The organism is Mordavella massiliensis (assembly GCF_016901695.1).
GTDB lineage: Bacteria > Bacillota > Clostridia > Lachnospirales > Lachnospiraceae > Claveliimonas > Claveliimonas massiliensis_A.
Genome location: NZ_JACJKS010000001.1, coordinates 257,637 through 263,636, shown reverse-complemented (window position 1 = coordinate 263,636; position 6,000 = coordinate 257,637). Strand labels below are relative to the sequence as shown.

Annotated in this window: 7 protein-coding genes; 6 read left to right on the top strand and 1 reads right to left on the bottom strand. The window is 46.0% G+C overall.

Annotated features, from left to right (window positions below; genetic code table 11):
* A partial coding sequence (locus tag H6A20_RS01325; RefSeq protein ID WP_204905337.1) for a transposase occupies nt 1–257 on the top strand: 257 nt, incomplete at its 5' end.
* Between the two features lie 192 nt (nt 258–449).
* Here H6A20_RS01325 and H6A20_RS01320 read toward each other — a convergent pair.
* Nucleotides 450–1,724 (bottom strand): ATP-binding protein, encoded by a 1,275-nt coding sequence (locus tag H6A20_RS01320; RefSeq protein ID WP_204905336.1) that lies wholly within the window; start codon nt 1,722–1,724, stop codon nt 450–452.
* A 450-nt stretch (nt 1,725–2,174) separates the two neighbouring features.
* Between H6A20_RS01320 and H6A20_RS01315 the strand changes: the two genes are divergently transcribed.
* Genes H6A20_RS01315 through H6A20_RS01295 form a run of 5 tightly spaced genes read left to right on the top strand, consistent with a single transcriptional unit; the run spans nt 2,175 to nt 5,947 of the window.
* On the top strand, nt 2,175–2,648 hold the full coding sequence (locus H6A20_RS01315) for a helix-turn-helix domain-containing protein (RefSeq protein ID WP_243426081.1): 474 nt from the start codon (nt 2,175–2,177) through the stop codon (nt 2,646–2,648).
* 5 nt (nt 2,649–2,653) lie between these two features.
* Nucleotides 2,654–3,463, top strand: coding sequence for a HipA domain-containing protein (locus tag H6A20_RS01310; protein ID WP_204905334.1), 810 nt, complete (start codon nt 2,654–2,656; stop codon nt 3,461–3,463).
* An 18-nt stretch (nt 3,464–3,481) separates the two neighbouring features.
* Nucleotides 3,482–4,225: a peroxide stress protein YaaA gene (yaaA, locus tag H6A20_RS01305; RefSeq protein WP_204905333.1), complete on the top strand. Its 744-nt coding sequence runs from the start codon at nt 3,482–3,484 to the stop codon at nt 4,223–4,225.
* Between the two features lie 55 nt (nt 4,226–4,280).
* Nucleotides 4,281–4,658 (top strand): helix-turn-helix domain-containing protein, encoded by a 378-nt coding sequence (locus H6A20_RS01300; RefSeq protein WP_243426080.1) that lies wholly within the window; start codon nt 4,281–4,283, stop codon nt 4,656–4,658.
* Entirely contained in the window at nt 4,658–5,947 is a 1,290-nt protein-coding gene (locus H6A20_RS01295) for a type II toxin-antitoxin system HipA family toxin (RefSeq protein WP_204905332.1), read from the top strand. Before H6A20_RS01300 ends, H6A20_RS01295 begins: the two co-directional genes overlap by 1 nt.
* Nucleotides 5,948–6,000: the final 53 nt, after the last annotated feature.

Genomic DNA, 6,000 nt, shown 5'->3' with positions numbered 1-6,000 from the left:
TGCGGGAGGAATCCAATGCGAATATCCAGAGTGAAGAAGGGATCCTGAAACGCCAGACACGATCGATCCAGACAGAAGGACACTTTGGAGATATCAAAGAGAACGAGAAATTCCGCCGTTTTAATTACCGTTCAGCAGAAAAAGTATACAAAGAATTCATGTTGTATGCAATAGGCCGGAACATCCTGAAATACCACCGGTTCCTGCATCATGAAATCGAGAAATACGAAGGAAAAAAGGAGCGGAAAGCCGCCTGATCGCTGGAGCGCCCTTGCGATCCAGGACAAGGGGGTTTTGCGCCCTAAAATACAAGAGATAAAAAGAAAGAGACATTCCGACAGAGAAATCCGGTTCCTGAAAAAATCCGAATTCTCTGGGATTGTCTCTTTCCTGCGTGTTAGGGATTAAAATTCGGTATTAACCGACTTCCCCTTTCTGCAAAATACGGATTAAATGAGCCAAACGGGTACATACCAGTTCTTTTCGTCCACAGGCAGCAGATCATTTGCCATACAGACCACACTTCCTGTTCCAATCTCGACCTTCAAAGACTCCAACCCTTCGAAAGCCGGTTCTCTGGTAACGGGTTCCAATACCTTGAAGTTTTTAATCGCGGTTTTGCCTGGTGACGCCGATTTTTTGATCTCTATTGGGGAAAGCATACCATTTTGATATAGCAGCAGGTCGATTTCTTTCTTGTCTTTATCCCTGTAATAGAAAACAGGCGGCTCTTTTCCTGCGTTCAGGTAACTCTTATAAATCTCTGAAAAAACATAGCTCTCAAAGAATGCCCCGGACATGGCGCCTCTCTCCAGTGCTTCGGGATTGCCCCATTTTAAAAGGTACGCTGCCAGGCCGGTGTCCAGGAAATGGAGCAGTGGCATCTTTACCACCCGTTTGAGCGCATTGTTGTGATAAGGCTGTACAAGCGCAATGATATGAGACGACACCAAAATAGAGAGCCATTTTTTTGCCGTTGGAGCTGAAACGCCTGCGGCATTCGCCAGTTCCTCATAGACAACAGGCTTTGAGGTCTGTGCAGCAACAATCGTCATAAAATTGTAAAACTGCATTTCGTCCGCGACCTGTGCCAGATCCCGAATATCCCTTTGCAGATAGGTGTCAACATAGGAGCGGTAATAAGTCTCCCAGTCCACATTTTCATCTGCATAGAGTTCCGGCATAGAACCTTTGAATATCCGGCGGTAGATCTCATTTAAATCTCTTTTTCTTTTTACGGGCAAACGCTCCATCAAATACCCGGCTTCTGTCTGGAAAGGCTCGCTCGGTTCATGATAGATTTCCGCATCGGATAATCCCAGCAGGTTCACGATTCCAATCCGTCCGGCCAGACTTTCGCTGACATTTTTCATAAGGCGGAAACCCTGCGAGCCTGCAATCCAGAAATCACCTTTTTTCTTAGAATGGCCAACACTCATTTTGATGTAGGGCAGCAGCTCTGTTGCATACTGGATCTCATCAATCAGTACCGGTGGAGAATACCTCTGTAAAAACAGGGCAGGATCGTGTTTTGCCAGGTAGCGGACATCAGGATCATCCAGAGTCACATATTTACGCTCTATGCCTTCACTTTGCTGTGCCTCTGCCATTCTTTGCAATAAGGTCGTTTTTCCAACCTGTCTGGGGCCAGTTACCAGCAGCACAGGAAACATTTTGGACACCCGTGCAATCGTATCTTCCGCAGCTCGTTTGATATATGCCATGACAATCTCTCCCTTCGGTTATAGTATAGCCAATTTTATTCAGAATATCCGTCCAAACTAAATTATAATTTTATTATAGCCAGACTTTTTTTGATTGTCAATGGTATCTCTGGCTAAACTAAATTATGATTTTGGTTTGGCCAAAACATTAGCCACAACTATTCCAAGAAAAACTAACTTTTTACCGAACTGAATTGTCTTATTAGATAGAAGCAGGTCGAGGGAGGTAAGAAGAGTGAGAAGATACAAACGATATCGCGGCAGAAAAATACTACTATTATAATTTAGTAGTATTTTTATTATATACCCCTTGATTTTAGTATAATATATGATATTCTATAAGAAAGAAATCGATTTATAATCACAAAGACAGGGGGTGGGACAATGGAATTTGCTTTACAGAAAACAGTATGTGCTTCGGAAGTGAAACTAATACGCGGACAATTGAAGATGAAGCAAAAAGAACTGGCCGGGCTGATGAATGTTTCTGTTAAAACGGTGGAACACTGGGAAAGCAGCGGGGGGACAGTGTCGGGAGCTGCTGCCGCCATGCTCTGCATCCTGCGGGAGCGCCCGTGGCTTTTGGAAGAGCTGGAGATCCCGGAAAAAGAGTTCCCTCTTCGGCTCAGATATTTGAATCAGAACCGGCTGTGCACCATCATAGATGTGAATGACAGGGAACAGCGGGTAAAAATCAAAAACTATGTAACGGATCCCTTGTACCGGGCGTTTGGGAGGAATGAACACCCCACATATGAAGAATATGAAGAATTCCTGGAATCAAGATGTTTCCCGCGGACGAGAGACAAGATGAAGATCCTGCTGGAGGAGCTGAATCTTCCATTTTATGATCCGCTTATGATCATCCAGAAAACCAAAGGGAAAATGGCAGAAGATGATTTTTGGATTGAGATTGAGAGGTGAGGAAAATGATCCGTCTGGAAGAAAAGGATTTGAGGACTGCGGCGCATCAGTCGTCAAAAGGGAATCAGTTGAAGTGGGAATCGGAAGGAGTATGGTACAAGGCGGACTATACCGGTTATGAAGGCCTGGCGGAATATGTAGTCTCAAAGCTTCTGCGATACTCCAATATGGAGGAAAATGATTATATTCTGTATGAAACGGAAGAAATCGGGTATAAGCAAGCAATATACAGGGGCTGTCGCAGCAGAAATTTTCTCCCGGATGGCTGGCAGCTTATCACGTTGGAGAGATTGTTCAAGAATCTGCATGGACGGAGCCTGTATGTGAGCATTTTCCAGATACAGGGTGTAGAGGAAAGGACGCGTTTTCTGACAGAGCAGGTGGAGCAGATGACGGGCCTGAAAGACTTTGGTTTTTATCTGAGCCGTCTGCTGACAATAGATGCGCTGTTCCTGAATGAGGACAGACATATGCATAATATTGCTGTGCTGCTTGACGGAGGCGGTCATTATCATTACTGCCCGGTGTTTGATAATGGCTGCGCGCTTCTGTCGGATACACAGATGGATTATCCGATGGGGGAGGATATTATCACGCTTATCCCGCAGGTCAGAGCCAAAACACTGAGCAGAAATTTTATGGAGCAGTTGGAAGCTGTGGAAGCTTTGTATGGGCAGTCCCTGAAGTTTTCTTACAGCATAAAAGAGATTGAAATGCTGTTGAAGAAAGAACCTTATTATCCGGAAGAAATTAAAATACGGGTACGGGACATCCTGTTGCAGCAGCGTCGCACATATCAGTATCTATTTCGGTAAAACAGGGAGCAAACACCCATGAAGATCCTCTTATCACCGGCAAAGAAAATGAATGTGAATACGGATGACCTGGCGCCAGAGGGCCTGCCGGTCTTCCTGGAGCAGACAGAAGAGATCCTTCAGTTCCTGCAGGGCTTGTCCTATGAGGAGGCGAAGAAGCTGTGGGCCTGCAACGACAGGATCGCAGAGCAGAATTATGACAGGCTGAAACATATGGATCTCTGTCACGGGCTGACTCCGGCGATCCTTTCCTATGAAGGGATCGCGTATCAGTATATGGCGCCTGCTGTATTCGAGTCCGGGCAGCTTCAGTATGTGCAGGAACATCTGCGGATCCTGTCTGCATTTTACGGCGTGGTAAAGCCGCTGGACGGCGTGACGCCCTACCGCCTGGAGATGCAGGCCAGGGCAAAGATCGGCGGAAAGAAGGATCTGTATGAGTACTGGGGCGGGCGCCTGTACCGGGAGGTCCTGGACGAGAGCCGGATCCTCATCAATCTGGCGTCAAAAGAATATTCCCGGTGTGTCGAGAAGTATCTGCAGCCGGAGGATGTGTATATCACCTGCGTCTTCGGTGAATTTTCCGGGGCGAAGATCGTGCAGAAAGGCGTGTATGCCAAGATGGCCAGAGGCGAGATGGTGCGGTATATGGCGGAGAACCGGATCCGGGATCCGGAGGAGATGAAGCGGTTTGACCGATTGGGATATACATACCGGGAGGAGTTGTCTGACGAGAGGACATTTATATTTATCAAAGGATAGATGTTTATTCTCAATAGCAAAGAGGAAAAGCGGGGAAGTATAATGCTTTCTAATATTGACAAAAAAACATGAAATGTTTATAATAATAAACATTATAAGATTGGTGGATGAAATGAAGAAAGCAGTATATAATATACTTCCAAAAACAGAAGAAATACTGAAGACCATGGGGGAACAGATCAAGCTTGCCAGGCTCAGACGGAGTCTTTCAGCTGAGCTGGTGGCAGAACGAGCAGGAATCAGCCGCGCTTCTTTGTGGAAAGTTGAAAAGGGCGATCCATCTGTAGCTATGGGGATCTATGCATCTGTTTTGCATGCCTTAAATAATCTGGATCAGGATCTTCTTCTTATTGCGAAGGATGATGAACTGGGCAGACAGCTTCAGGATCTGAATCTGATAACAAGAAAGCGGGCGCCGAGGAGGAGTGATTAATGGCGGACAAGCAGAAAACCATCTTTGTTTATGATGAATTCAGTTCAAAGCAGCCGGTTCTTATGGGCGCTCTTTATGTGAATGTCATCAAAGGAGGAGAGTCCTATTCCTTTGAGTATGACAAGGAGTGGCTGAAAAAAACAGGTCTTAAGATTACGCTGGATCCAGAACTTATGCCGTATTCAGGAAGGCAGTATCCATCCGGGAAGAATATCTTTGGCTTATTTGCAGATGCATCTCCGGACCGCTGGGGCCGTGTGCTTATGAATAAGCGTGAAAGAATACTGGCGGATAGGGAAGGGCGAAAACCTTCTAAGCTATATGACAGCGATTATCTGCTTGGGGTATGCGATGAGACCAGAATGGGCGGCATTCGGTTTAAACTGGATCCTGATGGGCCATTCCTTTCTGATGATAAAGAAACAGCGGCTCCGCCCTGGGCCAAACTTCGCACTTTAGAGGAGGCGTCCAGACATTTTGAGAGTGATGAGGACGGCTTAGCCGAAAAGTGGCTGAATCAGTTGATCAGGCCGGGGTCATCTCTTGGAGGCGCCAGACCAAAAGCAACGGTGGTGGATACGAAAGATCAGCTCTGGATTGCAAAATTTCCGTCCAGGAATGATGAAAACGATACAGGCGCATGGGAAATGGTAGTGCATGACCTGGCGGCCCTTTGTGGATTAAATGTTCCGGAGGCAAAGCTTGAGAAGTTTTCTTCTCTGGGAAGCACATATCTGGTAAAGCGGTTTGACCGGGTTTTGGATAAGCGGGTACATTTTGCTTCTGCAATGACGCTTTTGGGAAAAACAGACGGAGCGTCTGCAGCTGATGGAACCAGTTACCTGGATATTGCATCCTTCATAAAATCCTATGGTGCACAGCCCAAGAAGGATCTTAGAGAGCTCTGGAAGCGGATTGTTTTCAATATGGCTGTTACAAATACGGATGATCATCTTCGTAATCATGCATTTGTTCTTGCAGAGCATGGCTGGATTCTTTCGCCTTTATATGACGTGAATCCAGTTCCATATGGCGATGAGCTATCCTTGAATGTAGATGAAGAGAATAATAGTATCAGTATCGATCTTGCTATACAGACAGCTGTCAGATTTGGAATTTCTGAGGAAGACGCAAAGAATTGTGCAGAAGATATTCGGAAGATTGTGCGGGAAAACTGGGAAAGGACAGCGGCAGATTACGGACTGACACGCAGACAGATTGAAGAAATGAGGCCGGCTTTCAGTGCTTGTTTTTCTGTTAGCACTAATCGCAATGAAGTAATGAAATGATTAAATGGCAGGAGACGATTTGTTTGTCTCCTGCCATTGCTGCTGTGATCCGG

Bases quoted from the DNA above. Each gene is read 5' to 3' on its own strand.
- H6A20_RS01320 (WP_204905336.1), bottom strand. From the start codon at position 1,724: ATGGCATATATCAAACGAGCTGCGGAAGATACGATTGCACGGGTGTCC.
- H6A20_RS01315 (WP_243426081.1), top strand. From the start codon at position 2,175: ATGAAGCAAAAAGAACTGGCCGGGCTGATGAATGTTTCTGTTAAAACG.
- H6A20_RS01310 (WP_204905334.1), top strand. From the start codon at position 2,654: ATGATCCGTCTGGAAGAAAAGGATTTGAGGACTGCGGCGCATCAGTCG.
- yaaA (WP_204905333.1), top strand. From the start codon at position 3,482: ATGAAGATCCTCTTATCACCGGCAAAGAAAATGAATGTGAATACGGAT.
- H6A20_RS01295 (WP_204905332.1), top strand. From the start codon at position 4,658: ATGGCGGACAAGCAGAAAACCATCTTTGTTTATGATGAATTCAGTTCA.